Origin of the sequence: Microbacterium sp. CGR1 (genome assembly GCF_051062835.1) — a bacterium.
GTDB lineage: Bacteria > Actinomycetota > Actinomycetes > Actinomycetales > Microbacteriaceae > Microbacterium.
Window position 1 is genome coordinate 2,392,927 of record NZ_JAOTPG010000001.1, and the last position, 25,448, is coordinate 2,418,374.

The 25,448-nt window shown below is 68.7% G+C and carries 25 protein-coding genes; 7 read left to right on the forward strand and 18 right to left on the reverse strand.

Features of this window, described 5'->3' with window-relative positions; translation table 11 throughout:
- Nucleotides 1-58: 58 nt before the first annotated feature.
- From OD997_RS11815 to OD997_RS11830, 4 genes are all read right to left on the reverse strand, one after another.
- Nucleotides 59-1,387: an ABC transporter substrate-binding protein gene (locus OD997_RS11815; RefSeq protein WP_434331743.1), complete on the reverse strand. Its 1,329-nt coding sequence runs from the start codon at nucleotides 1,385-1,387 to the stop codon at nucleotides 59-61.
- Between the two features lie 86 nt (nucleotides 1,388-1,473).
- On the reverse strand, nucleotides 1,474-2,379 hold the full coding sequence (locus OD997_RS11820; protein WP_434331744.1) for a carbohydrate ABC transporter permease: 906 nt from the start codon (nucleotides 2,377-2,379) through the stop codon (nucleotides 1,474-1,476).
- Complete coding sequence (locus OD997_RS11825; RefSeq protein ID WP_434331745.1) at nucleotides 2,376-3,305, reverse strand: carbohydrate ABC transporter permease; 930 nt, start codon at nucleotides 3,303-3,305, stop codon at nucleotides 2,376-2,378. The genes OD997_RS11820 and OD997_RS11825 overlap by 4 nt, the downstream gene beginning before the upstream one ends.
- A complete protein-coding gene (locus OD997_RS11830) occupies nucleotides 3,302-5,311 on the reverse strand; it encodes a beta-galactosidase (protein WP_434331746.1) in 2,010 nt (669 codons plus the stop codon). Before OD997_RS11830 ends, OD997_RS11825 begins: the two co-directional genes overlap by 4 nt.
- Nucleotides 5,312-5,451: 140 nt before the next feature.
- Here OD997_RS11830 and OD997_RS11835 point away from each other — a divergent pair, with 140 nt between their 5' ends.
- Nucleotides 5,452-6,462, forward strand: a complete 1,011-nt coding sequence (locus OD997_RS11835; protein ID WP_434331747.1) for a LacI family DNA-binding transcriptional regulator — start codon at nucleotides 5,452-5,454, stop codon at nucleotides 6,460-6,462.
- On the opposite strand, the gene OD997_RS11840 is transcribed toward OD997_RS11835, so the two are convergent.
- The 12 genes from OD997_RS11840 to OD997_RS11895 all read right to left on the reverse strand — a co-directional run bounded on the left by OD997_RS11840 (nucleotide 6,402) and on the right by OD997_RS11895 (nucleotide 18,886).
- Nucleotides 6,402-7,130: a DNA-3-methyladenine glycosylase gene (locus OD997_RS11840; protein WP_434331748.1), complete on the reverse strand. Its 729-nt coding sequence runs from the start codon at nucleotides 7,128-7,130 to the stop codon at nucleotides 6,402-6,404. The genes OD997_RS11835 and OD997_RS11840 overlap by 61 nt on opposite strands.
- A 5-nt stretch (nucleotides 7,131-7,135) precedes the next feature.
- Nucleotides 7,136-8,881 carry a hypothetical protein gene (locus OD997_RS11845; RefSeq protein ID WP_434331749.1) on the reverse strand — a complete coding sequence of 582 codons (1,746 nt, stop codon included), beginning with the start codon at nucleotides 8,879-8,881 and terminating at the stop codon, nucleotides 7,136-7,138.
- Nucleotides 8,871-9,686, reverse strand: coding sequence for a TIGR03943 family putative permease subunit (locus OD997_RS11850; RefSeq protein ID WP_434331750.1), 816 nt, complete (start codon nucleotides 9,684-9,686; stop codon nucleotides 8,871-8,873). Before OD997_RS11850 ends, OD997_RS11845 begins: the two co-directional genes overlap by 11 nt.
- The gene (locus OD997_RS11855; RefSeq protein ID WP_434331751.1) at nucleotides 9,679-10,713 is read right to left on the reverse strand and encodes a permease; all 1,035 of its coding nucleotides are present in this window, start codon (nucleotides 10,711-10,713) and stop codon (nucleotides 9,679-9,681) included. The genes OD997_RS11850 and OD997_RS11855 overlap by 8 nt, the downstream gene beginning before the upstream one ends.
- Nucleotides 10,710-11,126, reverse strand: a complete 417-nt coding sequence (locus tag OD997_RS11860) for a Fur family transcriptional regulator (RefSeq protein WP_056311218.1) — start codon at nucleotides 11,124-11,126, stop codon at nucleotides 10,710-10,712. The genes OD997_RS11855 and OD997_RS11860 overlap by 4 nt, the downstream gene beginning before the upstream one ends.
- Nucleotides 11,127-11,170: 44 nt before the next feature.
- Nucleotides 11,171-12,040, reverse strand: a complete 870-nt coding sequence (locus OD997_RS11865; protein WP_056312103.1) for a metal ABC transporter permease — start codon at nucleotides 12,038-12,040, stop codon at nucleotides 11,171-11,173.
- Between the two features lie 5 nt (nucleotides 12,041-12,045).
- Nucleotides 12,046-12,900, reverse strand: a complete 855-nt coding sequence (locus OD997_RS11870; RefSeq protein WP_434331752.1) for a metal ABC transporter ATP-binding protein — start codon at nucleotides 12,898-12,900, stop codon at nucleotides 12,046-12,048.
- Nucleotides 12,897-13,898, reverse strand: coding sequence for a metal ABC transporter solute-binding protein, Zn/Mn family (locus OD997_RS11875; protein ID WP_434331753.1), 1,002 nt, complete (start codon nucleotides 13,896-13,898; stop codon nucleotides 12,897-12,899). The genes OD997_RS11870 and OD997_RS11875 overlap by 4 nt, the downstream gene beginning before the upstream one ends.
- A gap of 61 nt (nucleotides 13,899-13,959) precedes the next feature.
- Nucleotides 13,960-15,639, reverse strand: coding sequence for a glycoside hydrolase family 13 protein (locus OD997_RS11880; protein ID WP_434331754.1), 1,680 nt, complete (start codon nucleotides 15,637-15,639; stop codon nucleotides 13,960-13,962).
- Between the two features lie 45 nt (nucleotides 15,640-15,684).
- Nucleotides 15,685-16,563: a carbohydrate ABC transporter permease gene (locus OD997_RS11885; protein ID WP_210096254.1), complete on the reverse strand. Its 879-nt coding sequence runs from the start codon at nucleotides 16,561-16,563 to the stop codon at nucleotides 15,685-15,687.
- Entirely contained in the window at nucleotides 16,563-17,546 is a 984-nt protein-coding gene (locus OD997_RS11890) for a carbohydrate ABC transporter permease (RefSeq protein ID WP_434331755.1), read from the reverse strand. Before OD997_RS11890 ends, OD997_RS11885 begins: the two co-directional genes overlap by 1 nt.
- Nucleotides 17,543-18,886, reverse strand: a complete 1,344-nt coding sequence (locus tag OD997_RS11895; protein WP_434331756.1) for an ABC transporter substrate-binding protein — start codon at nucleotides 18,884-18,886, stop codon at nucleotides 17,543-17,545. The genes OD997_RS11890 and OD997_RS11895 overlap by 4 nt, the downstream gene beginning before the upstream one ends.
- Nucleotides 18,887-18,987: 101 nt before the next feature.
- On the opposite strand from OD997_RS11895, the gene OD997_RS11900 reads away from it, so the two are divergent.
- The 5 genes from OD997_RS11900 to OD997_RS11920 all read left to right on the forward strand — a co-directional run bounded on the left by OD997_RS11900 (nucleotide 18,988) and on the right by OD997_RS11920 (nucleotide 22,380).
- The gene (locus tag OD997_RS11900) at nucleotides 18,988-20,208 is read left to right on the forward strand and encodes an ROK family protein (RefSeq protein ID WP_434331757.1); all 1,221 of its coding nucleotides are present in this window, start codon (nucleotides 18,988-18,990) and stop codon (nucleotides 20,206-20,208) included.
- 5 nt (nucleotides 20,209-20,213) lie between these two features.
- Entirely contained in the window at nucleotides 20,214-20,753 is a 540-nt protein-coding gene (locus OD997_RS11905) for a 2'-5' RNA ligase family protein (protein WP_434331758.1), read from the forward strand.
- Nucleotides 20,754-21,058: 305 nt separating this feature from the next.
- On the forward strand, nucleotides 21,059-21,400 hold the full coding sequence (locus OD997_RS11910; RefSeq protein WP_434331759.1) for a hypothetical protein: 342 nt from the start codon (nucleotides 21,059-21,061) through the stop codon (nucleotides 21,398-21,400).
- A gap of 18 nt (nucleotides 21,401-21,418) precedes the next feature.
- Complete coding sequence (locus tag OD997_RS11915) at nucleotides 21,419-21,955, forward strand: hypothetical protein (RefSeq protein ID WP_434331760.1); 537 nt, start codon at nucleotides 21,419-21,421, stop codon at nucleotides 21,953-21,955.
- Between the two features lie 14 nt (nucleotides 21,956-21,969).
- A complete protein-coding gene (locus OD997_RS11920; protein ID WP_311245987.1) occupies nucleotides 21,970-22,380 on the forward strand; it encodes a hypothetical protein in 411 nt (136 codons plus the stop codon).
- Between the two features lie 206 nt (nucleotides 22,381-22,586).
- Here OD997_RS11920 and OD997_RS11925 read toward each other — a convergent pair whose 3' ends face one another.
- A complete protein-coding gene (locus tag OD997_RS11925) occupies nucleotides 22,587-23,507 on the reverse strand; it encodes a LysR family transcriptional regulator (protein WP_434331761.1) in 921 nt (306 codons plus the stop codon).
- A 71-nt stretch (nucleotides 23,508-23,578) separates the two neighbouring features.
- Here OD997_RS11925 and OD997_RS11930 point away from each other — a divergent pair, with 71 nt between their 5' ends.
- Entirely contained in the window at nucleotides 23,579-24,520 is a 942-nt protein-coding gene (locus OD997_RS11930) for a DMT family transporter (protein ID WP_434331762.1), read from the forward strand.
- On the opposite strand, the gene OD997_RS11935 is transcribed toward OD997_RS11930, so the two are convergent.
- Entirely contained in the window at nucleotides 24,511-25,425 is a 915-nt protein-coding gene (locus OD997_RS11935) for an aldo/keto reductase (protein ID WP_434331763.1), read from the reverse strand. The genes OD997_RS11930 and OD997_RS11935 overlap by 10 nt on opposite strands.
- Between the last annotated feature and the right edge of the window lie 23 nt (nucleotides 25,426-25,448).

The following is a 25,448-nucleotide window of genomic DNA, read 5'->3' on the forward strand; positions in this document are numbered from 1 at the left end:
GGTCACAGACGAAAAGGGAGGCCCGCCCGTGAGCATACGGGCGGGCCTCCGAGGGGTATTACTCCTTGACGGGGATCGACGCGGCCTTGAGCGCGTCGACGGTGGCCGTCTGACCCTTCTCGATCGCGTCGAGCAGCGTGCCGCTGCCCGAGACCGCGGCCTTGAACCCGTCGGACACGTCCGAGTAGGTCTGGGTCATGGTCGGGCCCCACGCGAAGTCGGGCGAGACCTGGGTGGCGGCCTCGGCGAAGACGTCGTAGATCTTCTGTCCGCCGTAGAACTCGACGCCCTCGGCGTAGACGGGGAGCTTCAGCCCCGCGGTGGTTGCCGGGTAGAGGTTGGCCGCCTCGGCGAGCGCGGTCAGCGCCTCATCCGACGTGTTGAGCCACAGCGCGAACTTGGCCGCCTCGTAAACGTGCTCGCTGCCCTTGAGGACAGCGGTCGACGAGCCGCCCCAGTTGCCCGCAGCGGTGCCGCCGACCTCCCACTGCGGCAGCGGGGCGACGGCCCAGTTGCCCGCGGTGTCGGGTGCGCCGCTCGAGATCGAGTTGGCACCCCAGACGGCGGAGTTCCAGGTCCAGACGTCCCCGGAGTTGTAGGCGTTGTTCCACTCGTCGGTCCAGGCGGGAACCGTGGCCACGAGGTCGTCGTCGAGCATGCTCTGCCAGAAGTCCGCGACCGTGGTGGTGGCGTCGTCGGCCATAGAGACCGTCCAGCCCTCATCGTCGCTCGAGAACCACTGCGCGCCGTCCTGCCAGGCGAAGCCGGCGAACTGGTTGATGTCCGACTGCGAGAAGTTGGTGATGTATCCGCCGAGTGCACGGATCTTCACGGCGGCGTCGCGGTACTCGTCCCACGTGGTGGGGATCGCGATGCCGTTCTGCTCGAACAGGTCGGCGCGATAGAACAGCGCCATGGGGCCGGTGTCCTGCGGAACGCCGTAGACGCCCTCGGTGCCGAGCGTGACCTGTCCCCAGGCCCAGTCCACGAACTGGTCCTCGGCGGCGACGACGTCCTCGCAAGCGCTGAGGTCTTCGAGGCCGTCCTGCACGAGGAAGTTCGGCAGGGCGTCGTACTCGATCTGGCCGAGGTCGGGGGCGTCGCCCGCCTTGATCTGGTTGAAGAAGTTCTGGTACGTGCCGCCGTTGCCGTTCGGGCCCGTCTGCACGTCGACCTGGATCTCGGGGTTGGCCTCGTTCCAGATCTCGACGACGTCTTCGATGCCGGGGATCCAGGAGGTGAACTCGAGGGTGACGTCGCCGTCGGCCGGGGTGCAGGCGGCGGCATCGCCGGAGCCGGAGCTGTCTCCGCCGGAAGCCGAGCAACCGGCGAGCGCGAACGCCGAGATGGCGATGACAGCGGCTGCCTTCATCTTCGAATGCTGCATTTCGATCCTTTCGTGGATGCGATGGGGGTGATGCGGGTGTGTGGTGCGGGTGGTGTGCCGCCCGGTCGGTCCGGTCGGCTTCCTGCTCACTTCAGGGCGCCGGCGCCCAGTCCGTTGCGCCAGAAGCGCTGGAGCAGGAGGAATGTGACGATCAGCGGGATGACCGACAGCAGAGCGCCGATCAGCACGAGACCGCGGAGTTCTGGCAGCTGGTTCAGCTGGTTGTTCCAGTTGTAGAGGCCGAAGACGACCGGGAAGAGGTCTTCGGAGCGGAGCATGATCATCGGCAGGAAGAAGTTGTTCCAGATGGCCACGAACTGGAAGAGGAACATCGTCACCAGAGCGGGGGTCATCAGGCGGATGCTGACGGTGAAGAACGTGCGGATCTCGCCCGCACCGTCGAGCCTGCTCGCCTCGAGCAGTTCGTCGGGCACCGAGGAGGCCGCGAAGATGCGGGCCAGATACACGCCGAACGGACTCACGATCGAGGGAAGGAACACCGACCAGAAGGTGTTGGTCAGCTGCGCCTGGCTGAAGATCAGGAAGAGCGGCAGCGCGAGGGCCGTCGCCGGCACCAGCACACCGCCGAGCACGATGTCGAACATGAGGTCGCGGCCCGGGAACCGGTACTTCGCCAGCGCGTAGCCCGCCATCGCGGCGAGCAGGGTCGCGATGGCACCGCCGAGTGCCGCATAGAGCACCGAGTTCATCAGCCAGCGCAGGTAGATGCCGTCGCGGTAGGTGAAGAGCTCGGCGATGTTGTCGAGCAGATGGAAGTCGGCGAACCACAGCGGAGCGGTGGTCAGGATGTCGCCCGTGTCCTTGCTCGAGGCCACGAGCAGCCACCACAGCGGCAGCAGGAAGTAGACCGTGAACACGGCCATGATCAGCATGGCGCCGGTACGGGAGATGCCCGATTCGCGCGCGCCCTTGCCCCGCGGGGCCTTGGCGCGCGAGCCCCGACCGGGGGCGACGATCGTCATGGTGCTCATGCGTTCTGCTCCTTGCGCTGCATGTACTTCATGAATCCGAACGACAGCACGAAGGTCGTCACGGCGAGCACGACCGAGAAGGCGGCCGCCAGGTTGGTGTTCGGGATGGATGCTGTGGCGTACACGGTCATGTTCGGCGTGAACGTGCTGGTGACCGCCGAGCTGAACGAGCGGAACACCTGGGGCTCGGCGAGCAGCTGCAGGGTGCCGATGATCGAGAAGATCGCGGTCATGACGATCGCCGGGCGCACCAGCGGGATCTTGATCGACCAGGCGATGCGCCACTGGCCGGCGCCGTCGAGGATCGCTGCTTCGTAGAGCTCCTGCGGGATCGACAGCAGCGCCGAGTAGATGATCAGCATGTTGTAGCCGACGTAGACCCAGGTGACGACGTTCGCGATCGACCACAGCACGAGGTCGGCTCCAAGGAAGTCGATCTGCTTCGTGATGGCGGTGAACGGCGACAGGTTGGGCGAGAACAGCGAGCCCCACATGATCGCGGCGATGACGCCCGGCACCGCGTACGGCACGAAGAACGCGAGGCGGAAGAAGCGTTTGCCCCGCACGAGCGGCGAGTCCAGCAGCAGCGCGAACAGCAGGGCGAGGCCGAGCATGACCGGCACCTGCACGACGCCGAACGTGAGCATCCGCCCCATCGAGGCCCAGAAAGCCTCGTTCTGGAAGACGAGCACGTACTGGGCGAAGCCGCCGAACACCTGCTCGGCCTTGCCGAAGGTACCGTCGCGCTCGACCACGAGCAGCGACTGCCAGAACGCGTAGGCGATCGGTACGACGTAGAACAGCGCGAACAGCGCGCCGAACGGCACGATCAGGAACGCGATGGCGCCCTTGTGCGGGATGCGTCGGCGGCGGCCGGGCGCACTCGGCGCCGAGGCGACCGCCGGAGCGGTGAGCGTGGTGGTCATACATCCTCCTTGATGATGCGGACCGCGCCGGCCGGCACGAGGCCGGTGGCGGGAGCGTCGGTGACGAGATCGTGACCGGATGCCGGGATCTCGGCATCCGTGGATCCGTGGTTGATGACGAACAGGAAGCTGCCGGCGCCGCCGGTGCGTCGGACGATCTCGATGTCGCGACCCGCGCCGGGCATCGGGGGGACGCCCGCGGATGCCGCGAGCTGCGCGACGAGGCGGCTGTAGTCGTCACGGGCGAGCTGCGTGCCGAGGAACCAGGCCTCACCCGCGCCCGCCACGCGGCGGGTGATCGCGGGGTGGCCGGTGGCAGGTCCGTCGACGAAGGACGCGACGACCTCGGCATCCGTCGTCTTGAGGCGCTCGCTCCAGACCGTGCCCGTCGTGCCGTCGGTCAGGGTGACGATCTCGTCGGGGCGAAGGGGCGAGAACTCCTCCGAGCGGATGCCGAGCAGATCGCGGAACGCGCCGGGGTAGCCGCCGGTGCGCACGCGGTCTTCCTCGTCGACGATGCCGCTGAAGAACGTGATGAGTGCTGTCGCGCCGTTCTCGACCGCGTGAGCGATGGCGGCGGCATCCACATCGCTGATGAGGTGCAGTGCGGGGACGATCAGCAGGCGGTAGCCGTCGAGGTCGCTGCCCGGGCGCACGACGTCGGTGATGATGCCGGCATCCGACAGAGCCGCGTGCGCCGCGTGCACCTGGCCGAGGTAGGTGAGCGCCTCACTCGGGCGGCCCTCGTTCTCGGCTGCCCACCAGCTCTCCCACGAGAAGAACAGTGCGGCGTCGGCGGCGACGCGGGTGCCCGCGACCTCGCCGAGACGATCGAGGAGTCCGCCGAGCTCGACGACCTCGCGCCACTGGTCGGAGTCCTCGCCCGCGTGCGGCACGAGGGCCGTGTGGTACTTCTCGGCGCCCTGGGTCGACGCGCGCCATTGGAAGAAGCAGACGCCGTCGGCGCCACGGGCGACGTGCGCGGCGATGTTGCGCTGCATCTCTCCGGGAGCCTTGGCGAGGTTGTACGGCTGCCAGTTCACGGCGCCGGTCGAGGTCTCCATCAGCAGCCAGGGCGCACCCTGGGCGAGACCGCGGGTCAGGTCGGCGGCGAACGAGAGCTCGCCCCGCGCGTCGTCGAGGCGACGGTCGAGGTAGTGGTCGTTGGCGATCAGATCCATGTCCCCCGCCCACGTCCAGTAGTCGAGGTTGCGGATGTGCGCGGTGACCATGAAGTTGGTCGTGACCGGCACGTCGCTGCGCTCGCGCAGGATCGCGGCCTCGGCGCGGTAGAGCGAAAGCTGCTCGTCGGAGCTGAACCGCTGGAAGTCGAGGATCTGCCCCGGGTTGCGCAATGAGAGCGCCTGCGCTGGCACGCGCACGTCGTCGAAGTCGCTGTAGCGCTGGCTCCAGAACGTCGTGCCCCACGCGCGGTTCAGCGCGTCGATGTGGTCGTAGCGGTCGCGCAGCCAGCCGCGGAACGCCTCGGCACTCGTGTCGCAGTAGCAGAGCGCGTTGTGGCAGCCCAGCTCGTTCGACACGTGCCAGAGCGACACGGCGGGGTGGTCGCCGTACCGCTCGACGACCCGGGTGACGACCTCCGCGGCGTAGGCGCGGAAGAGCGGCGAGCTCGGGCAGTACCCCTGGCGACCGCCCTGCTGGAAGACCGTGCCGTCTTCGCCGACCGGGAGGATCTCGGGGTGCTGCGCGGTGAGCCACGGTGCGGGCGAGGCCGTGCCGGTGCCGAGGTTGATGCGGATGCCCGCGGCGTGCAGAAGCCCGATGATCTCGTCGAGCGCGGTGAAGTCCCACACTCCCCTGGCCGGGTTGATCGACGACCAGCCGAAGATGTTGATCGCGACGAGTCCGACGCCGGCCTGCTGCATGAGACGCACGTCTTCGGGCCAGACGCTGCGGTCCCACTGCTCGGGGTTGTAGTCGCATCCGAAGACGAGGCCGCGCCCTGCGGAGAGGGTGGCGATGCGGTCGGACACAGCGGCGGCCATCGGTGACGCTCCTTTGCGGTTCATGTGTGCACGTGCACAGTCCGCGGCATGAGAGCAGCGATCGGGATTTCTGTGAACGTGCACACATCGTCGCATGTCGCGGCGAATCCCGTCAAGTCCGGGTCGCTAGGCTGTGGATCATGAGCACTTCCGCCCGTCGTCGCAGCACCGTGCACGACGTGGCGCGTGTGGCCGGGGTGTCCAGGGGAACCGTCAGCCGCGTCATCAACGGCGGCTACGTGTCGGATTCCGCCCGCACCGCCATCGAAAACGCGATCCGCGAGGTCGGCTACGTGCCGAACACCGCCGCGCAGAACCTCGTGCGCCAGCGCACTCAGGCCATCGCGTTCATCGTGCACGAGCCGCACGCGCTGTTCCTCGAGGACCCGAACATCGGCGCGATCATGCTCGGCACGAACGAGACGCTGTCCGAGGCGGACTACCAAATGGTGTGTCTCGTCGTGGACTCCGTCCGAGACACCGAACGCGTCGCTCGCTACCTGAACGGCGGGTTCGTCGACGGCGCCGTCATCGTCTCGGCCCGTGCGCAGGATCCCATCACCAAGGCCGTCATGCGACTCGACCTGCCCGTGACCTACGTCGGCCACCCGCCCGACGTCGACGCCGCCTGGGTCGGCGTCGACAACCGCGGTGCCGCACAGGCTGTGACCTCACGCCTCCTGGCGACGGGGCGCACGCGGGTCGGCATGATCGCCGCGGCCCTCGACCGCGACTCGGGCACCGATCGCCTCGCCGGATTCACCGACGCGCTGGGCTCCGCCTTCGACCCGACCCTCGTCGAAGAGGTGCCGCTGTATTCATACGCCGACGGCGCTGCGGCGATGACCCGACTGCTCGAGCGCGTGCCCGACATCGACGGGGTGTTCGCCGCCTCCGACGCGGTGGCGGCCGGCGCCATGTGGGCGCTCCGCGAAGCAGGGCGACGCGTTCCGGAAGACGTGGGCGTGGTCGGCTTCGACAACAGCACGTGGGCGACCCGCACCACACCGCAGCTCTCGACGGTCGACCAGCCGGCCCAAGGACTCGGCGCGGCCGCCGCGGCATCCGTGCTCGCGCAGCTGCGCGACGATCAGCGTCCGCGCGCGGGGATCATGCTGCCGACGCCGGTCGTGTGGAGAGACTCGGCCTGAGCGCCCCTCCCCCAGCGGAACGGCGAGACGGTGGGATCGCCCGCGATCCAGAAGCGCCACGGGAACGCCTCGGTGCCGGCGATGCCCCCGACCCCGACGCGCGGCCCTGTCGCGACCTCGACCACCGGGTCGTCGCGCAGCCACAGCTCGGCGCGGGCCCCCTCGAACTCCTCGCCGGTGATCGCGTCGATGCCGTCGTGGATCGGATGCCGCAGCCCCACCGCCTGACCGAGACGGCCGGGGCCGCGCGCGAGGTCGCGCAGCGCCGTCTTCGTGAGGGGTGTCGATGCGTGACGGCGCACGGCGACGGCATCCACTCCGGAGAGCACCTCGCCGGCGCGCATCAGGATTCCGCCCGCCTGGCCCTCCGGCCCGCACACGACATTGACGCACGAGTGGATGCCGTGGCTGAGGTAGACGTACAAGTGCCCCGGCTCGCCCCACATCGTCGCGTTGCGCGCTGTTCGGCCCATGCGCGCGTGCGAACCCGGGTCGGCCCGGGGTCCGGTGCCGTGCCCGTGATACGCCTCGACCTCGGTGAGCCGCAGGCGGACCTCGGAGTCCGCGACGACAGTGCGCAGCTCCGCCCCGAGCAGCAGCGGGGCGACATCGACGGCCAGCCCGCCCAGCTCAGCGCGGGTGGCGCGGTGCAGCGGATCCGACGACATGGCGCCTAGAACTGGGGAGCCGTCTGGCACCACGAGGCGTCGAAGCCGGTGAGGGCCACGACCTCGTCGCCGGTGCGCAGGTCGAGCAGGTGCGTCTCGAGGTTCTGCGGCAGGGGCAGCAGCATCTGGTCGTAGGGGTTGTCTGCGAGGTCGGGAGCGATCACGACCGCGGCGTACTGCCCGCTGGGCGAGGCGCATGCCTGCAGGATCGAATCCGTCGAATCGACCTCGACCAGAGGGGTCGCCTTCCCGTCGTCGTCGACCCGCACGACGGCCTGCCCCGTCGGCATGCCGTCGGCAGCCCGCGCGACGACGTGGCGCAGCGTGCCTCCGGGGAAGGGCGTGATCGTCGTCGCCGTGCCGTAATCGGGATCGGACGCCTCGAGCGGCACCTCGGTGCCGTCGGTGAGGTTCAGCTCGACGACCGAGCCGTCGAGTCGCTCGACGATCGCCGTGTATGTGCCGCGGGAGACGCCCTGGATGGTGGTCGCGAGCCCGAGGGACTGCACACCGGCATCCGTCGAGCGGTCGACCAGCGACAGCGCGCCGTCGAAGTCGATGAACAGCACGGCGGCGCTGTCAGGCACGAACTGCCAGACGAAGATGTTCGCCTCCTTGCCGCCGACCTCGGTGACCACGGGCTCGTCGTCGCCGCTGAGCGACTGGGTGACGAGCACGCTCGCGCGCCCCTCGGTGTCGCTGAGCTCCTTGTCGGAGTAGCTGTAGCCGACCAGTCCGCCGCGGTCCGAGACCTGGATCGCGCCGACGTAGCCGACCCCGGGGAGCGGCAGCTCGCGCTGATTCTTGCCCTCGCGGTCCATCACGAGCAGCTTCGAGCCTTCGTCCTCCTCCAGCGAGACGACGAGCTGCGACGACGTCGCACGGAAGTCGTTGATGCTGTCGGCGGTGAACACCGGCACGGCCTCCTCGCCCGAGAGATCGGTGCGGAAGATCGTGTCCTTGCCCTCCACGTCTCGGCGCAGCAGGAAGATGCTCGACGCGGGAGTCGAGAAGCTCGTCGTGAGGGTCGCTGCCGGTCCGCCTCCGGCGCCCACCGCGTCGGCGACGCTCACGGTGTAGTCAGTGTCGTCGTCGAGCGGCACGGTGAAGCGGATGCCGATGCCGCGGCCCGCCGCATCCAGGGTGAAGGGAACTGCGGGCTCGACCGTCACCTGAGACTCGTCGATCGCGGCGAGCGACTGGTTCGCCGTGAGGATGACGCGACTGCCCGAGGTCTCGATCGCCTCGGTCGGGTTCACCTGCACCTCGGTGATGCGCGGCCCCTGGGTCAGACTGACGGCGCCGAGTCCGGCGCCGACCAGCACGAGGATGCCGAGCACGGCGCCGAGAGCCAGCAGGAATCGGCGGTCGCGAGGGGCCGACGGCTCCTTCGCGGGCTTCGGTTCCTTGGCGGGCTTCGGCTCCTTCGCGGGCTTCGGCGCTTTTGCCGACTTCCGCTTCTCCGGTGCCGGGGATGACTCATCGGTCGCAGAGGGAGCGGGGGGCACGTAGTCGGTCGAGGAGTGAGCCGCGAACGTCGTCGTCGAGTCCGCATCCGGCGGGACGAAGGTCGAACGCGTCGGCCGCTCGTCACCCTTCGGGCGCGCCGCGGGGCGGGTGTCGTCGCGGTCGGCTCCGCCGTCGTCATTCGACGCGGAAGCCGCCGCGGCCTCGGCCTCGCGGGCGGCGCGCATCTCGGCGCGCGTGCGAGGCGCCGCCGGCACCTCGGGGTGCTCGTCGTCAGTACTCATACGGATCCTGCGGTTCGTCGATCGGCGTGACCGAGCTCGGCTCGACGTGCAGCGATCCGTCGGCATCCGCCTTGATCGTGCCCTCGACCTCGACCCACTGGCCGGTGTCGAACTCGCCCGCATCGATCGTCACGGGCAGGGTCGCCGGCTGCGCGTCGATGACGCAGTGCGTGATGACCAGGCGCGTGAGGTTGACCTCATCGGCATCCGTGGGGGTCACGAATCCGGTCAGCGTGACCGTCTTGCCGTCGTAGGCGGCGGTGTTGGTCGCCGTCGCGAACACGCTCGCCCAGTCGCCCACACCGAACGTCGAGGTGTCGGCGACTCCGAGGGTCACGTCGTCGGCGCCTGCGAACAGCGCCGTCTGCTCGCCGACCCGGGACATCGCGAGTTCGACCGACAGCGATGCCGGCGGCAGCACGAGGGCGGCGAGGACCACCCCGGAGGCGACGACCCCACCCGTGACCGTGCCGACGACGGCAAGAGTCCGGCGGGGTGCGGCCGGTGCATCCTCGTCGTGGGCGTCGCCGTGGTCGTGTCCGTGATCGCCCTCTTCGCCGAGCGGCAGCGTGCACGACCAGATGGCGCCCGCGAGAGTGACGACGGCCGCGGCGCACGCGAACCACACCGACTCGGGGCTGATGTAGAGATTGAGCCGACCGGTGAGCCCGAGTCCGAGAGTGACGACCGAGATGACGGTGGCGAGGCCGATGCCGAGCCAGCGCGAGCCGAGGGCGCGGGCGCGGGCGCGGGCGCGGGCGCGGGAGGGCTCGTGATCGGTGTGCGTGTGCGTGCGCTCAGACAAAGACGTTCACCCCGATCCCGATCGCGAAGGCGGCGAACAGCACGACGCCCACGATGCCGACGAGCGTGCGGGTCGTGAAGGTCGTGCGCATGAGCGCGAGCATCTTGACGTCGACCAGTGGACCGACGAGCAGGAATGCCACGAGCGCGCCCGACGAGAACGTCGAAGCGAAAGACAGCGCGAAGAACGCATCGACGTTGGAGCAGATCGCGACGGTCATGGCGAGGGCCATCATCGCCAGGATCGACAGCACCGGGTTCGATCCGATCGCCAGCAGCACATCGCGAGGGATGAGCACCTGCACGGCCCCGGCGAGGGCCGAGCCGATCACGAGCGCCGGCATCACCGCGCGCAGCTCGACGAGGAACTGCGTGAGGCTCCGACGCACCGGGGTGCCCGGCTCGTGGGCGACGCGGTCGCACGTGTCGATGAAGCGCTGCGTGAGCAGGGAGTCGGGCGAGGGGTGACGACTGTAGATCCAGCCGATCAGGTTCGCGATCAGGTAGCCGCCGATCAAGCGGGCCACCAGGATGCCGTCGTCGAAGCCGAACGCGGCGTGCGTCGTGAGGATCACGATCGGGTTGACGATCGGCGCGGCGATCAGGAAGGTCAGCGCCTCGGCGGGGGCGAGTCCTCGCATCATCAGGCCGCGGGCGAAGGGCACGTTTCCGCACTCGCACACCGGGATCAGCATGCCGAGCAGCGACAGCACGGCGCGGCGCGCCCAGGCGCGCTTCGGGAGCCAGCGGTGGATGACGTCGGCGGGAAGCCACACCTGCACGACGATCGACAGCAGCACGCCGAGGATCACGAACGGCAGGGCCTCGATCAGCACGCTCAGCGCGAGCGTCAGGCCATCCTGGGCGCGGTTCGGCAGGGAGGCGGTGTAGAGGGTCGGCAGGAACCGGTCGACCAGGAAGAGCGCGGCCACGATCGCGGCGCCGAGCGCCACCCCGATCCACGGCGAGCGCGGGGATCGGGAGGGTCGGTGCGCGTGCACCGTCCGTGGGGCGGCCTGGGCGGTCACGCGTTCGCTGCCTCTTCGGCGTCGCGCTTGTTGGTGCAGGAGGCGCACAGGCCGAAGATGTCGACGACGTGCGCGGCATCCGTGAATCCGTGCAGAGCGGCGGTGCGGTGCGCCCACTGCTCGACGTCGGTGGCCTCGATCTCGACCGTGAGCCCGCAGTTGCGGCAGATCAGATGGTGGTGGTGGCCCTGGGTCGTGCAGGCGCGGTAGAGCGCCTCTCCCTCGGGACTCTGCAGCGAATCGGCATCGCCCGATGCCGCGAGTCCGGCCAGCGCGCGGTAGACCGTGGCGAGGCCGATGCCGGTGTTGTCGTCGCGGAGCGAGGCATGCAGATTCTGCGCGCTGACGAAACCGCGCGCGTCGGCGAGAGCTTCGCGCACGCGTTCGCGCTGCCAGGTGTTCCGCTGAGCCATACCGACGATTCTAGGTGCGCCGCCCTTGCCGGGCCCTGGGAGCGTCAGGCGCGCACGCGGCGCACTCCGCCGCGGGCGCGCTGGACGATCCAGCACACGACGTAGATGGTGAACGACAGGGTGGTGATGTACGGACTCACCGGCAGGGTGCCGGCGAGCGCGAGCAGGATGCCGCCGACGGCCGACACGAAGCCGAACAGCGCCGCGAGCAGCGGCACGGCCACCGGCCCCGCGGTGATGCGCATGGCGGCGGCAGCGGGTGTCACGAGCAGTGCCATGACGAGCAGTGCGCCGATGATGTGCACGCTGACCGCGACGATCAGACCGAGCAGAACCATGAACAGCAGGCTCACCGCACGCGTGGGCACGCCGCGGGCGGCGGCGGACTCGGGGTCGAGCGAGTCGAAGCGCAGCGGGTTCCACATGAGCAGCAGTCCGAGCAGCACGACGATGCTGATGCCGAGCAGCCAGCCGAGGTCGGGGCTCGAGACCGAGACGATCTGCCCGGTGAGCAGGCTGAAGCGGTTGGCGCTGCGCCCGTCGTAGAGCGAGAGGAACAGGATGCCGAGGCCGAGGCCGAACGGCATGAGGACGCCCACGATCGAGTTGCGGTCGCGGGCCTTGGATCCGAGGATGCCGATGAGGATCGCCGCGACGAGCGCACCGCCGAGGGATCCGACCACCACGCTCCCGCCGAAGAGCAGGGCTGCGGCCGCACCGGCGAACGACAGCTCGCTGACTCCGTGCACCGCGAACGCGAGGTCGCGCTGCATCACGAAGACGCCGATGAGTCCGCCGACGATGCCGAGCACCGCGCCCGCGATGATCGAGTTCGCGAGCAGGGCGACGAGCTCGCCGTAGTCCTGGAACGAGAAGACGTCGCTCCAGTCGACCGCCTGGACGATGCCGGTCATGACGTTCATGCCGCACCTCCGTGGTCGTGGTCGTGCGCGTGCTCGTGGTGGGGCTCGGCATCCGGAACCCCGACGACGACCAGTCGGTCGCCGGCTCGCAGCACGAAGACCGGAGTGCCGTAGAGCTCGGTCAGAACGCGTGTCTGCAGCACCTCTTCGGGCGTTCCGAGCACGAAGCGGCCTCCGGCGATGTAGAGGATGCGGTCGACGCGGCCGAGGATCGGGTTGATGTCGTGCGTCACGAACAGCACTGCTGCGCCGCGGTCACGGCGCTGCCGGTCGATGATGTCGGTGACGGCGACCTGGTTCGCGAGGTCGAGGTTCGACAGCGGCTCGTCGCACAGCAGCAGGCTCGGCTCGTCGGCCAGTGCCTGCCCGACGCGCAGTCGCTGCTGCTCACCGCCCGAGAGCAGTCCGACCCGACGGTCGGCGTAGTGCGAGGCCCCGACCGAGGCGAGCAGCTCGTCGACCTTGGCCTTGTCGCCGCGGTGAGGAACAGGGAAGCCGAACCGGCTGCCCTGCACTCCGAGCGCCACCAGATCGCGCGCCCGCATGCTCGTGTCCGGGGCGAGCGAGCGCTGCTGCGGGATGTATCCGATGCGCGGGTTGCCCTTGCGCACGGGCCCGCCCGCGATGGTGATCTCGCCGGCCGACAGCGGCTGGAGGCCCAGGATGCTGCGCAGCAGCGTGGTCTTGCCCGACCCGGACGGCCCGAGCACGGCGATGAACTCGCCGGGGTCGACCGTGAGGTCGAGGCCCGACCACAGTTCCCTGTCGCCACGCTGCAAAGCGGCTCCCCGCACCTCGAGCACAGGGTGCGTCGTCTCGGCTCCTGCCCGCGCGTCGGCGGCGGCGCTCACGACTGGAGCGCGTCGGCGAGGCTCTGGATCGCGTCACTCATCCACTCAGAGTACGACGATCCTTCGGGGAGCAGCTCCGTGAAGGCCACGACCGGGATGCCGGCAGCCGTTGCGGCATCCTCGACGCGCTGCGTCTCGGCGCCACCGGTCTGCGCGTTCGTGAGCACCGCGCGCACGTCTCCCGCCTCGATCACGTTGAGGGTCTCGAGCAGGGTCGCGGGGGCGACATCGCTGCCCTCCTCGACCGATTCGGCGAAGCCCTCGGGCGTGACGTCGGTCAGTCCGGCGGCCTCGGCGAGGTAGCCCGGCACCGGCTCGGTGATGAGCACGTTCGCTCCGGCGGCATCCGTCTTGAGCGTCTCGAGGTCGGCCTCGAAGCCCTCGAGGTCGGCGACGATCTCGTCGGCGTTCGCGGTGAAGTCCGCCTCGCCGTCGGGGTCGAGCTCGGTGAGTTCCTCAGCGATGGCCTCGACGACGTGGATCATCGTGTGCGGGTCGAACCAGACGTGCTCGTTGAAGCCCTCGATGTGGTCGTGACCCTCGTGACCCTCTTCGCCTTCGGCGTGATCGTGGTCGTGGTCCTCTTCGGTCGCGCCCTCTTCGCCCTCGTGGCCCTCGTGGCCCTCGTTGCCGGGGAAGTCGTGCGAGAACTCGACGGCCGTCACCACGTGCGGGTCTCCCGCATCCTGCAGCAGCGTGTCGATGAACGCGTCGTAGCCGCCGCCGTTCTCGATCACCAGGTCGGCCTTCTGCACCGTGAGGCGGTCGCGGGCCGAGGCCTCGTACGAGTGCGGGTCCTGGGTCGCCGAGGTGATGATCGAGGTCACGTCGACGCGATCGCCACCGATCTGGGCCGCGAGCGAACCGTAGACGTTGGTGCTCGCGGCGACCGTGACCGTGCCGCTGTCGCCCTCGCCCGCCGCGGGGGTCGTGGAGCATCCGGCCAGCGAGAGTGCGGCGACGGATGCGAGGGCGAGGGCGACGAACGGCTTCTTCATGTTCCCACTTTAAACGCTAATGAGAACCATTATCAAATCGGCCGTTCGCCGCCCTGCCGGCTCAGCCGATCAGGCCCGGCGCGATCCAGACGGTCGAGTCGCCGGGCAGAGCGCCGTCGACCACCGTGCCGATCACGACATCCGCGGCATCCGCCCCGAGGTCGAACTCCTCGGTGCCGAAGTTCGTCACGATCTGCCAACCGTTCGGACGCGCGAAGCGCAGCACGTCGGCGCGCCCCGTCTCGATCCATTCGAGGCTCTCGTCGGTCTGCAGTTCGTGACGCAGGCGCAGCGCCTCGCGGTACAGCGACAGCGTCGACGACGGGTCGGCCGCCTCGACGTCCACCGCGTGATCGGCGAACCACTCGGGCTGCGGCAGGTGCGCGTCGCCGGTTCCGAAGCCGAAGGAGGAACCGGATGCCGTCCACGGCAGCGGCACACGGCATCCGTCGCGTCCGAGCCCGTCGAACTCCGCCCCGCGGAAGAACGCGGGGTCCTGGCGGTCGTCCGGGCCGATCTCGGCGACCTCCTGCATGCCGAGCTCCTCGCCCTGGTAGAGGTAGGTGCTGCCGGGCAGGCCGAGCAGCAGCAGGGTCGCCGCGTGGGCCCGGCGAAGACCGAGCTCACGGTCGAGCTGGTCGTCGGGCCCACCGGCGGCGACCCACTCCACACCCTGCTTGACCCCGGTGCGACCAGCTAGCGGAGCGAGCCCGTAGCGGGTCGCGTGCCGGGTGACGTCGTGGTTCGACAGCACCCAGGTCGTCGACGATCCGGTGGAGCGCGCCTGCGCGAGGTTGTCGGTGATGATCGTGCGGAACTGCGTCGCGTCGAAGTCGGCGACGAGCAGGTCGAAGTTGAACGCCTGCCCGAGACCCTCGGCCGACGCGTACTTGGCACGACGCTCGGGAGTGCTGACCCACGCCTCGGCGACGGCTGTGCGGGGCGGGTCGTACTCGTTGAAGACCCGACGCCATTCGGCGTAGACCTCGTGCACGTCGTCGCGGTCGTGCAGCGGGTGGTTGCCGTCATGCGGCAGCAGCTCGAGCTCAGCGGTGCTCGGCAGCGGCTCGCTGAGGTCCTTCGTGAGCATGTGCGCCACATCGATGCGGAAGCCGTCGACCCCACGGTCCGACCAGAAGCGCAGGGTCTTCAGGAAGTCCTCGCGTACCTCGGGGTGATCCCAGTTGAGGTCGGGCTGCTCGGGGGCGAAGCTGTGCAGGAACCACTGCCCGTCGTCGACCCGCTCCCACGCCGAGCCGCCGAACGCGGCTGTCCAGTCGGTCGGGGGCTCGGAGCCGTCTTCGCCCGCACCCTCACGGAAGATGTAGCGCTCGCGGGCGGCCGAGCCGCGGCCTGCGGCGAGCGCCTCCTGGAACCATTCGTGCAGATCCGACGAGTGGTTCGGCACGATGTCGACCACCACGCGGATACCGCGCTCGTGGAGTGCCGCGACCATGTCGTCGAAGTCCTCGAGCGTGCCCAGGCGGGGGTCGACGTCGCGGTAGTCGGCCACGTCGTACCCTCCGTCGGCGAGGGCCGACGGATAGAACGGGCTGAGCCACACGGCGTCGATGCCGAGGTCGCGCAGATAGTCGGCCCGCGAGACGATGCCCGGGATGTCGCCGAGTCCGTCGCCGTTCGCGTCCGCGAAACTGCGGGGGTAGATCTGATAGACGGCGGCCTGTCGCCACCATGCTGCCGTCGTGTCGTCGCGGGTCTCGGTGAGAAGCGCATCGGTCATGAGGGGTATTGCTCCTTCGTGTTGCGGTCTGCGGTGTGAGAGGTGTCAGCCCTTGACGGCGCCCTGCGTGACGCCCTCCATGACGAAGCGCTGCGTGAACAGGTACGCCAGGATCGCCGGGGCCATCGCCATCAGGTACGAGGCGAACGACACGTTGTAGTTGTTGCTGAACTGGGTCTGGAAGAGGTTCTGCCGCACCGGGAGCGTCTGCAGCGCCGGGTCGGAGATGATCAGCGACGGCATCATGAAGTCGTTCCACGCGTAGAGGAAGGCGAAGATGCCGACCGTCGCGCTCATCGGCGCGAGCAGCGGGAAGATCAGCTGCCAGAACGTCTGCCACGTCGTGGCACCGTCGATGCGGGCGCTCTCCTCGAGCTCGATCGGGATCGACCGCAGGAACGCGGTGAACAGCAGCACGCTGAAGCTCAGCTGGAACATCGTCGCGAGGATGATCACGCCGAACGGGTTGTCGAGCCCCACCCATCCGGTCAGCTGGATCTGCGGCAGTGCGACCACGGGGAACGGGATGAACATCGCAGCCAGCAGGTAGAAGAACGAGTAGCGGAACAGCCGGTGGTCCCAGTTGCGGACGATCGCGTACGAGGCGAACGCGGCGAGCACGATGGTCGCGATGACCGTTCCGGCCGTGACGAGCAGCGAGATGCCGGCGCCGACCGGGAACTTGGTGAGGTTCCACGCCTCGACGAAGCCGTCGATGCTGAACGGAGCCGGCAGCGAGAAGGCGTTGCCGTCGACCGCCTGGCCCGTGGTCTTGAAGGCCATCGAGATCGTCACGTAGAGCGGCAGCAGCACGGTGACGGCGCACAGGATCAGGATGATCGTGCCCGACCAGTTGACGCGCTCCATGCGGACACGCGGCTTCTTGCCCGAGGTGGGGATGGTGGTGAGTGTCTGCGTCGACATCAGAGTGCGTTCCTTCCGCGGGTCAGCGAGAGCTGCAGCAGGGAGATGAGCACGGCGACGATGAAGAAGATCGTCGCGTTGGCCATCTGGTAGGCGTAGTCGCCGCCGTTGAAGCCCGCGATGATCGTCATCGCGACGCTGCGGGTGGAGGTTCCGGGTCCGCCGTTGGTGAGTCCGACGATGATGTCGTAGGCGTTCAGGAAGCCCTTGAATCCGAGGATCACGTTGATCACCACGTATCCCGCGACGAGCGGCAGGGTGATGCGGAACAGCTGCTGCGTCTTGTTCGCCCCGTCGATGCTCGCGGCTTCGTACACCTCGCCGGGCACTGAGAGGAGGCCCGCGATGTAGATGAGCAGCGTGCCGGGCACGGCCTGCCAGGCGGTCACGATCACGATGGCGACCCACGCCAGATCGGGGTTCGCGAGCAGGCTGGTCGACAGCCACGGGATGCCGGTGGCCGCGCCCGCCGCCGGGAGCGAGTTGGAGAACAGGAAGTTGAAGACGTAGGCGATGATGATGCCCGAGATCACCATCGGGATCACGAAGATCGTGCGGAGCCCGGTCTTGAAGCGGATGCGGGAGGTCAGGCCGACCGCCAGCAGGAACGCGACCACGTTGACGACGATCACCGTGGCGATCGAGAAGCCGAACGTGAACAGATAGCTCTGCAGGATGGCCGGGTCGCTGAACATCGCGATGTAGTTGGTCAGCCCGTTGAAGCTCCACTCGCCGATGCCGATGGAGTCGGTGAAGCTGAAGAAGATGCCCATGACGCCCGGAACCGTGATCGCGAGCGTGAAGATCACGAGCGTCGGCAGCAGGAACAGGTAGTAGATCGGCTCGACCTTGCGGGTGCGACGACCGAGCCTGCGGGTGCCGCCCGTGACGATCGCCGTGGTGTCGGTCGTCGGGGTGTTGGGCTTCGTGATGTTCGCCGCGGCGGGAGTCGCCGCGGGATTGGGCAGAGCGGTGTTCGTCATGGCGTGGACTCCTCTGTCTCGCCGGATGCTGAGTCCTCACCGGAGGCGTTGTCCTGGGTCGACGGGATGGGCGCGCGGAACGCGATCCTGGCCCAGTCGGCATCCATGGTGCGCAACGTGGAGGTCGTGGACGCGCCGAGCACCATCGCCTGCGCGTAGTTGAAGACCGGAAGGGTGCGGGGCACGAGCACCGAAGGGCCCTGGTAGATCTGCCCGTTGTCGTAGTACTCGACCATGCCCTCGACCCGCGGGTCATCGGGCGCCGGAGCGTCCTTCGTCGGGGTGAAGCCGAGCTGCGAGGCGTTGTACTCCTCGATGTGCTCGGGCAGGAACAGGTACTCCAGGAAGTCGCGGGCGGCCTCCTGGTGGCGCGATCCCTCGGGGATCATCGCGGCGAGGTCCATGTTGACGCGCACGCCGAGGTCGGCGGGGTCGTCGGTCATCGGCAGCGGGAAGGTGCCGAGTTCGAGGTCGGGCGCAGTCTTCTCGATCTCACTGAACGCCCACGGTCCCTGCAGGTACATCGCGGCCTCGCCCTTGCCGAAGGCGAGGTTGCCGTCGCCGTAGCCCCGGCTCGCGGCATCCGCGTTGGTGTAGTTCTGCACCAGGGTCATCATTCGATCCATCGGCTCGGCGAAGTCCTTCTCGAACGAGACCTCCGAGTCGGGGCCCACCTCGGTGCCCTCGGTGGCGAGCGTGTCGAAGAAGTCGATCACGTCGACCGAGCCGCCGGCGGTGTAGTCGTACCAGCCCTGCGCGACCGTCCAGTCGTCCTTGAAGGTGGCGTAGAACGGGTCGATGCCCGCCTGCTTGAGCTGGTCGCACACCGCGAGGAGCTCGTCCCAGGTCTGCGGGACCTCCAGCCCCTGCTGCGCGAAGATCTCCTTGTTGTAGATGACCGAGGCGCCCATCACCGAGTACGGCAGCGCACTCGTGCGACCCTCGCACGACCCGTACTGCTCCAGGAGCGGCTGGAGGTCGTCGCGGATGGTCGAGGCGGCCTCGGTGCCCGACAGATCGGTGAGCGCGCAGCGCTGCACGAACCGGGCGATCTCGTAGTTGTAGTTGGCGAGCATGATGTCGGGCGGGTTGCCCCGCACGAAGCTGGCCGAGACGACGTCGACACCCGAGGTGTCGATCTCGACGCGGACCTTGTCCTGCGAGGAGTTGTACTGCGCGACGAGTTCGGTCATGAACTCGATCGCCTCTCGCTTGCTGAACGTGAAGCGGATGGTCTCGGTTCCGCCGGCCGTCGAGCAGCCGGTGAGGGCGGCCCCGACCAGGGCGAGAGCGGCCGCACCGGCGATGATCTGCGCCGGGCGTGGTGGTTTCACAGACACCGTTGTCCTTTCGTCCGGTAGATCCGCAGACTAAATCTAGTGAGCGAATTTACTTCGATGAACGGTACTCTCTCATCTGAACGAGAGTGAGGTCAAGACCCATGACCGAAGTATCCGCAGGTCTGGGCACCGGACGAGCCAGCGTCGGCGCCATCCTCGACTTCGCGTGGGCCGCCGGCGAGTTCACCGCGACCGAGGCGATGGCGACCACCACGCTGACGCGCTCGACCGCGATCGACGCCATCGACACCCTCGTCAGCGCCGCGGTGCTGCAGGAGCTCCCCAACGCCCGGGTGGCCGGAAGCTACCGCGCGGGGCGCCCCGCTCGACGCTTCGTGCTGGCATCAGATCTCGGCGTCGTCGTCGGGGTGGATGCCGGAGACACCCACCTCGCGGTCACGATCTCTGACCCGCTCGAGCGCACCCTCGTGCACCACCGCACCGACCTCGACTCCGGCCAGTCCGCGCCTGCTCGACGCGCGACGGTCCTCGGACAGATGCAGCTCGCGCTCGACGAGGCAGGCGTCGAGCGCACCGAGATCCTCGCGATCTGCGTCGGCGTCGCCGCTCCCGTCAACAGGGCCGGCATCTCGCCGCCGCACCCCGACGGCTTCTGGGAGCGGACCAACCCGGGGCTCGCCGAGGCGTTGGCCGACTGGGCGCCCGTGGTCGAGATCAAGAACGATGCGCAGCTCGCCGCGATCGCCGAGGGTTCGGCGGGGGCTGCGGTCGGATGCCGTGACTACGTCGCCCTGCTCGCGAGCGAGCGGTTCGGCGGCGGCGTCGTCGTGGACGGCCACGTGCTGCATGGCGCGCACGGCGGCGTCGGCGAGGGCGTCGTGTTCGACCACATCGTCGGCGTCGGGTCTGCCTTCGGACTTCGCTATGCGCTGCAGGACCAGGTGCGCGCGGGCGTGGAGAGCGGCGAGATCTCTCGCGAGTCGGCGATCGGGCGGCTCGCAGGTGAGGACCGCATCGATCCGCGGACCGTCTTGACCGCGGCATCCGCCGGTGACGCCGATGCGCTGCTCGCGACCTCACGCGTCGGCGCGACGCTCGCCCGCGTCGTCGGCGTGCTGGGCAGCATGTACGACCCGGCGCGCGTGATCGTCTGCGGCGGGGTCGCTGAGAGCATCGCGCCCGTGCTCACGGCCGCACGTGAGGTGCTGCCGACACAGCTGCACCTGCCGGCGCCCGAGATCCTCGCCTCGACGCTCGGTGCCGAGGTCGTGTCGATCGGTGCCGTCGCGACGGCTCGCATGGCAGCGCGCGAAGTGGCGGTGCCGCTCCTCGCGGAACGGCGCCTCAGCGCGGTGAGCTGAGGACCGTGCGAGAACCGGAACCGCGGCAGTCCCCCTCCTCGATCGAGCTGCTGCTCGACCCCGCCGCCGACGCAGCCGTCCGGGCCGAATGGGATGCTCTCGCCGCGCGCGGCCTGTCGAGCCTGGCGGGGCACACCTCGGCGAGCAACCGCCCTCACATCACGCTGGTCGCGCGCGTCGGCCTGCCGACTGTGGACCCGGATGCCCTCGCGAGCATCCCGTCGTTCCCGATCACGCTGGGCGCTCCGCTGCTCTTCGGAACCGGCGAGCGGCGCGTGCTGGCGCGGAGCATCGTGCCCACCTCCGAACTGATCGGCCTCCGCGAGACGATCCTGGCCGCGGTCAGGCCGGGTGACGACGCCCCGCACACCGCACCCGGCGAGTGGATGCCGCACGTCGCCCTCGCACGCAGATTGCGCGTCGCCGACCTCGCGGTGGCGCTCGACCTGGTCGAGGGCGACATCCATGGTCGAGCGCACAGCGTGCGGCACTGGGACCCCGCCACGGCGCTCGTCTCTCCCCTCGCAGAACTCCGACCGGCCTAGCGCGAGTCGCGCTGCACGCGCGCGGCGACATCCTGCAGCGCTCGCAGCACGCGCCTGACCGCCGTGTGGGCCAGAGCATCCGGCCGTGCCAGCACGTCGACGTGCCGGACCAGATCGACGCCCGACAGGGCCGTTGCCGTATTGAGGACGCCCCAGCGAAGGACTCTGCTGACGAGTCCTCGCAGTTTAGGTTGCAGGGCCAACTGTCGGGTGCCCCCCGAATTGTCGACTGCGATTCCGGTGAGGGGCAACTGCGGTCCGGAGTGCCACTCAGTGTTGTGTGGCGACTGACGTAGGAGGTTCGAATGAGAAAGCTCAGTGTTGGTGTTGCGGCAGGGGCAGCGGTGCTGTTGTCGGCTATGTGGATCGCTCCGGTCGCGATCGCGGATGAGGAATCCGCGGTTGACCTGGTTGCGAAGGTCGCCCCGACTGATGTGGCGGCCGCGATCGATTCCCCGCTAATTACCGGTGGGGAAAGCACCGTAACTCTCGACCAGCTTGAGGTCGAGGTGTCCACGGCTGCCGCCGATGGTGTGTCCATTTCGGCGGGTGAAGGGGTGGCGACGATTGGTCTTCCGTTCGCTGACAAGGCCAGCTCTGGTTCTTCAACAGATCCTGGGACTGTGACATACGACAACGGGAATTAGACGAGCAGCGTCGTTCTCGTGCACGACACAGGTTCAGTACAGGTCGCGACCGTGATCGATAGTGCGGCTGCGCCGTCGCGCTTCGGCTACCGGATCGATCTTCCCGAGGCTTCGAGCCTTGTTCTGCGGGACGGTGGCGCGGCTGTGATCGATGACGCAACCGGCGAGGTCCTGGGAAGCTTCGCTGCGCCGTGGGCGAAAGACTCAAGCGGCAAGGATGTACCAACTCGCTACGAGCTGGATGGTCAGACCCTTACGCAGGTCGTCGACCACGACAGCAGTTTCGCGTATCCCGTAGTCGCTGATCCGACATACACGACATACGTCAGCTACCTCAGCAGGGCCCAAGTCGTCACGATGTATAACGGGCTCAAGGGCCTCAGCAGCGCATGCAGCGTCGCACCGATTCCGTGGCCGGCCAGTATCGCTTGCCTGGGACTCGCTCCTGCTGCTCAGGTCGAGAAGGCGTACTGGAATAAGTGGAGGCTCAAGGTGACGTACTACAACTGCGGATTCAACTACTGCAGCTACACGACGTACACAGCAGTACCGTAAGCCAGGAGGACCATATGCGCATTAAGACACCGGGAGCCAAGGTCGGGTACCTGCTCATCGTCATCGTCGGGATCACGCTCACCATGATCCCGCTCGCAGCTATCAGTTATGAGCTCGGGTTCGCGTGGGCGACAGTGACTCTCGTGGCAGCCGTCGTCGTGGCGGCTCGAACCTTCCGTGGCGCCGGAGAATCCCACGCCCCACGCCCCTGGTGGAAGATGACCAGCACGCGAGGCAGCGGCATACTGCTCACCGCGTTGTTCTTCATCCAGGGCCTCGCCGCGGTTTTCGGAGCGTCCGCTTCACCGAATCCGCCGCTCGCTATCATCGGTGGCGGAGTGGCGCTAGTTCTGGCCGCTCTCTACCTGAACTCAGCAGTCCGGGTGCAGCAGCACGCGGACGCCGCGGCTTCCGGAGGGCTCTGAGCCGCGGTTCGTTCCACTGTTGAATCCAATTGGGGGTGTGTCTGACACCCCAATTGGTGATCTATCGACTGATGCTCCCGAGTTCGCGACATGCAGCCGGTGGGCTTTGGGCGCGCCTCAGGCTGCGTGCCGGCCCAGCTCGTCTCTCCCCTCGCGGACCTGCGTCGGCCGTAGCCGGAGCCCTCTCGGCGTTCGTCGGGGCAACGTCAGCGCGGCGAGCGGAACGAGTCGCTCTGCACGCGCGCGGCGACATTCTGCAGGGCGCGCAGCACGCGCCTGACCGCCGTGTAGGCGAGCGCGTCCGGCCTCGCGAGCACGTCGAGGTGACGCACGAGTTCGATGCCGCCCAGCGGCCGCAGCACGAGCCCGTCTACGGCCAGAGACGAGGCGGTCGTGCGGGGCATGATGGCGATCGCCGCCCCGGCGCGCACCAGCTCGGCCGTCACCGAGAACTCGTTGATGCGGTGTGCGATGCGAAAGGGCTGCCCGGCCCGTGCCGCCAGATGATCGAGCACGCCGGCGAGCGGGAAGCCCTGATGCACCGACACCCAGTCCTCGTCGACCAGATCGTCGAGGTCGATCTGAGCACGCTCCGCGAGCGGATGCTCGGCATGCAGCGCGATGTCGAGCGGTTCATCGATCAGCGGGATCGCGACGACCCGGTCGGCCGGCCACGGAGCGTCGTGCGCGAGCCGATGTGCGATCACGAGGTCGTAGTCGGCCGTCAGGCCGGGGAAGTCCCGGTGCGCCACGTCCTCATCTGCGAGGTGGACCGCCTGAGTGCCTCCGAGTTCTCGCACCAGCGGCCCGAACAGGGCGAGGCCTGCGCTGGTGAACGACGACACCCGCACCGGTCGGTCGCCCGCTTCGAGGAGCGCCCCGATCGCATCGCGGGCCGCGGTCAACGCCTCATCGACGCGCGTGCTCGCCGCAGCCAGCGCCTCCCCCGCCGCGGTCAGGACCAGGACGCGACCTCGACGCACGGTGAGCGGCAGAGCCACCGTCGACTGCAGAGTCGCGAGCTGCTGTGACACCGCTGACGCCGACACCCCGAGAGCGGCAGCGACGGCCGTGACGCTGCCTCGGTCGCGAAGTTCCCGAAGCAGTCGAAGATGATCCGGATCCATAAGGCCAACCTTAAAAGAGAATCAACGAACTGCATCTGGGTCTTCATCGAGAACGACGAGAGTGTGGACTCATGCCTCGTCGTCCCTCTCGCGATCTGCTCGTCGACGTCCTGCTCATCGCCGTGGCGGCGGTGTGGGGCGCGAGCTTCATGTCAGCCAAGAGTCTGGCTCTCGAGACCGGCGTCGCCTCTGCGGTCGCCCTCCGGTTCCTCGTCGCGGCGGTCGCTCTCGGCGTGATCTGCGCGGTGCGCAGGGAACGGATGCCGCGGGGCCGCGGGCTTGCCGTCGCCGTCCTCCTCGGCCTCTCCCAGGCCGCCATCATCGGACTCGAGACCTGGGGCGTCCATCTCACGTCGGCGACCAATGCCGGGCTGCTCATCAGCCTCGCGCTCGTGTTCACCCCGGTGCTCGAGAGCCTCGCCGCGCGGTCGTGGCTTCCGCGCGCGTACTTCGTCGCCGCCGTCGCGGCCGTGGTGGGGGTCGCCCTTCTCGTGTCGGACGGCGGACTGCGGATGCCGACCGCGGGCGACGCCCTGGTGATCGCGGCGGCGGTCGTGCGCGCGTTTCACGTGACGGCGAGCGCCAGACTCACCCGCGATCGCCGAGACAGCACGCTCGCCGTCGTCCTGGTGCAGCTCATCGTCTGCGCGGCGACAGCATCCCTGGTCGCAGGGCCGGAACTGCCCGCGGCCGTCGCGCGACTCGACGGATCGGGGTGGGCAAACGTCCTCTTCCTCGGACTGATGTGCTCGGTGTTCGCGTTCGTCGTGCAGCTCTGGGCGGTGCGGCGCACCTCTGCGACGCGCGCCAGCATCCTCATGGGCACAGAGCCCGTCTGGGCGCTCCTGGTCGGACTCGTGCTCGCCGGGGAGAGTGTCGGGGCCGTCGGCCTGCTCGGTGCCGGGCTCATCGTCGCCGCGTCGTACGCGGGGCAGGCGATCGAGCGTCGTCACCGGCTCCGCGCGCTCGGGCCGGCGATCGAGGTGCCGAACGGCGACAGAGTTCAGGCGTAGTCGCTGTCATCCACCGGCGAAGGCGCCGCGCCCAGGCTCTCGATGGCGCCCCACAGGCCTTCCGGGACGTCCGCCTGCACCAGCTCGTCGAGTTGCTCGCGACGATACGGTGACGACACCCCGACGACCGTGGAATCGATCAGCGGGGACCGCAGCGAGTAGTGCAGTGCTGCGGCAGCCATCGATGTTCCGTGCTCCTCACACACGCGCTGCAACCGCTCGGTCCACTCCAGCAGCTCCTCACCGGCAGGCCGATAGGCGTACTTCGCACCGGGATGCGGCCCCTTGACGAGCAGTCCCGAGCCGAACGGCGCGGCGTTGAACACGGCCATGCCGCGTGCCTTGGCGTCGGCGAACACCGTCTCAGCCGAGTGATCCACGAGCGTGAATCGGTTGTGGATCAGCACGGCGTCGAACACCCCCGTCTCGACGTACTTCGCCATCATCGGGACGGGAGCCGCCGCCACACCGATCGCGTCCACCACGCCGGCGCTGCGGAGTTCGATGAGCCCCTGCACCGCACCCCCGATGGAGATCGACTCCTCGAACGACACCGAGTACGGGTCGTGCAGGTGCAGCAGCGGAAGCCGGTCGACCCCGAGTCGCGCGGTCGTCTCCTCGAACGAGCGGAGGACGCGGTCGCGGTCGAAGACCCCGGTCTCCGGGTCCTGATCGACCTTCGAGATGACCCGCGAACCATCCAGCCCCAGCTCGCGCAGCGCGATGCCGAGGACGGCCTCGGAGCGACCGGCCGCGTAGTTGTTCGACGTGTCCACGAACCCGTGTCGGCTCGTGAGCAGGTCGATGGCGACCTCGACGGCCGCTCTCTCCTCGGCGGACCCCGGCTCCGAGTGTCGGCCGAGGCCCGAGGTTCCGAGAGTGATGGCAGTCGGTTCGATCTTCATCCGCTGGGAGTCCGTTCTACTGG

Bases quoted from the DNA above. Each gene is read 5' to 3' on its own strand.
- OD997_RS11815 (WP_434331743.1), bottom strand. From the start codon at position 1,387: ATGCAGCATTCGAAGATGAAGGCAGCCGCTGTCATCGCCATCTCGGCG.
- OD997_RS11820 (WP_434331744.1), bottom strand. From the start codon at position 2,379: ATGAGCACCATGACGATCGTCGCCCCCGGTCGGGGCTCGCGCGCCAAG.
- OD997_RS11825 (WP_434331745.1), bottom strand. From the start codon at position 3,305: ATGACCACCACGCTCACCGCTCCGGCGGTCGCCTCGGCGCCGAGTGCG.
- OD997_RS11830 (WP_434331746.1), bottom strand. From the start codon at position 5,311: ATGGCCGCCGCTGTGTCCGACCGCATCGCCACCCTCTCCGCAGGGCGC.
- OD997_RS11835 (WP_434331747.1), top strand. From the start codon at position 5,452: ATGAGCACTTCCGCCCGTCGTCGCAGCACCGTGCACGACGTGGCGCGT.
- OD997_RS11840 (WP_434331748.1), bottom strand. From the start codon at position 7,130: ATGTCGTCGGATCCGCTGCACCGCGCCACCCGCGCTGAGCTGGGCGGG.
- OD997_RS11845 (WP_434331749.1), bottom strand. From the start codon at position 8,881: ATGAGTACTGACGACGAGCACCCCGAGGTGCCGGCGGCGCCTCGCACG.
- OD997_RS11860 (WP_056311218.1), bottom strand. From the start codon at position 11,126: ATGGCTCAGCGGAACACCTGGCAGCGCGAACGCGTGCGCGAAGCTCTC.
- OD997_RS11865 (WP_056312103.1), bottom strand. From the start codon at position 12,040: ATGACCGGCATCGTCCAGGCGGTCGACTGGAGCGACGTCTTCTCGTTC.
- OD997_RS11875 (WP_434331753.1), bottom strand. From the start codon at position 13,898: ATGAAGAAGCCGTTCGTCGCCCTCGCCCTCGCATCCGTCGCCGCACTC.
- OD997_RS11880 (WP_434331754.1), bottom strand. From the start codon at position 15,639: ATGACCGATGCGCTTCTCACCGAGACCCGCGACGACACGACGGCAGCA.
- OD997_RS11885 (WP_210096254.1), bottom strand. From the start codon at position 16,563: ATGTCGACGCAGACACTCACCACCATCCCCACCTCGGGCAAGAAGCCG.
- OD997_RS11890 (WP_434331755.1), bottom strand. From the start codon at position 17,546: ATGACGAACACCGCTCTGCCCAATCCCGCGGCGACTCCCGCCGCGGCG.
- OD997_RS11900 (WP_434331757.1), top strand. From the start codon at position 18,988: ATGACCGAAGTATCCGCAGGTCTGGGCACCGGACGAGCCAGCGTCGGC.
- OD997_RS11910 (WP_434331759.1), top strand. From the start codon at position 21,059: ATGAGAAAGCTCAGTGTTGGTGTTGCGGCAGGGGCAGCGGTGCTGTTG.
- OD997_RS11920 (WP_311245987.1), top strand. From the start codon at position 21,970: ATGCGCATTAAGACACCGGGAGCCAAGGTCGGGTACCTGCTCATCGTC.
- OD997_RS11925 (WP_434331761.1), bottom strand. From the start codon at position 23,507: ATGGATCCGGATCATCTTCGACTGCTTCGGGAACTTCGCGACCGAGGC.
- OD997_RS11930 (WP_434331762.1), top strand. From the start codon at position 23,579: ATGCCTCGTCGTCCCTCTCGCGATCTGCTCGTCGACGTCCTGCTCATC.
- OD997_RS11935 (WP_434331763.1), bottom strand. From the start codon at position 25,425: ATGAAGATCGAACCGACTGCCATCACTCTCGGAACCTCGGGCCTCGGC.